Here is a 1,363-nt window from a genome sequence, read left to right as displayed (position 1 = left end):
CGCCGAGCTGGCCGATCAGGGCGTCGCGGTGGCCAAGGAGAACCCGGGGCCGCGCGGCACCCCGCCCGCGTCGCTGCTCGACCAGTCCGTGCTGACCGTCAGCGGTTCAGGGCTGGACGTGAAGATCCCGCTGCGGTGCCTCTTCGCGCTCTCCGGCATGGGATTCCTGACCAGCCGGCACGAGGGCGACAAGGTCCGCGTCACCGCCACCGACTCGTGGCTGCGCCTGGACGCGCGCTTCGGCGCCGTGGTCCGCCGACGCCACTCCTTGCTCCCCCTCCTCGTCTGACCCCAAGAAAGGGGGCTAGGCGAGCCAGGCGGCGGTGTTGGGCGGGAGTTCGCCGTCGGAGGTGAGGTCGGCGCTGGCCAGGACGACCTCGCCGGGCGGGAGGGGGACCGCGACGGGTGAGGTGTTGAGCGCGCAGATGAGGCCGCCGGACTTGCGGCGGAAGGCGAAGCAGCCCTCGGGCGCGCCGTACCACTCGATGTCCTGGCCGGCGAAGCCCGGATGCGTCCGCCGCAGCTCGATGGCCTGCCGGTAGAGCGAGAGCATCGAAGCCGGGTCCTCCAGCTGGGCCTCCACGGTCAGCGGAGCCCAGTCCTGCGGCATGGGCAGCCAGGTGTTCTCGCCGGAGGTGAAGCCGAACGTCGGCCCGGCGCCCTCCCACGGCATCGGCACGCGGCAGCCGTCGCGCCCGCGCTCGGTGTGCCCGGAGCGCTCCCAGACCGGGTCCTGCAACGCCCAGTCCGGCAGGTCCACGTTGGGCAGGCCCAGCTCTTCGCCGTTGTACAGGTAGACGACGCCGGGCAGCGCCAGCTCGACCAGCGCCATCGCACGCGCCCGCGCCTGGCCCAGCTCGCCGCCGCCGTAGCGGGTGGTGTGCCGCACGACGTCGTGGTTGGACAGCGTCCACGTCGGCAACGCGCCGACGGTGCGCACGGCCGCGACGGAGTGCTCGATCGCCGAACGCACCGACGCCGCGTCGAAGTCGGTCTCCACCAGGCGGAAGTTGAAGCCCAGGTGCAGCTCGTCAGGGCGGACGTAGGCGGCGAAGCGCTCGTCGCCCTTCACCCAGATCTCGCCGACGGCCATCCGGTCCGGGTACTCGTCGAGCACCTTGCGGATGCGGCGGTGGATCTCGTGCACCTCGTCGTTGTCGAAGCGCGGGTCGTTGGCGTTGTCGTGCAGGACACCGCTGCCGTCGACGAAGCCCTCGGCCACGTCGGGCAGGTCGGCGGGCTTGGCCATGCCGTGCGCCACGTCGATCCGGAAACCGTCGACACCGCGGTCCAGCCAGAACCGCAGCGTGGTGTCGAGGTCCTCGGCCACCTCGGGGTTCGCCCAGTTCAGGTCCGGCTGCTC

At 72.1% G+C, this 1,363-nt stretch carries 1 protein-coding gene and 1 pseudogene; one reads left to right on the top strand and one right to left on the bottom strand.

From position 1 onward, the window contains the following. Positions 1-289, top strand: a pseudogene (locus CCN37_RS37625) (hypothetical protein); the annotation flags it as partial. A gap of 15 nt (positions 290-304) precedes the next feature. Here the strand turns inward: CCN37_RS37625 and CCN37_RS37620 are convergent. Continuing rightward, on the bottom strand, positions 305-1,363 hold a 1,059-nt coding region (locus CCN37_RS37620), incomplete at its 5' end, for an alpha-amylase family glycosyl hydrolase (RefSeq protein WP_143262036.1).

It is taken from the genome of Allokutzneria sp. NRRL B-24872 (genome assembly GCF_002155965.1).
Classification (GTDB): domain Bacteria; phylum Actinomycetota; class Actinomycetes; order Mycobacteriales; family Pseudonocardiaceae; genus Allokutzneria.
Note: the sequence above shows the minus strand (reverse complement) of the source record. Positions and strands in the feature narration are given on the sequence as shown.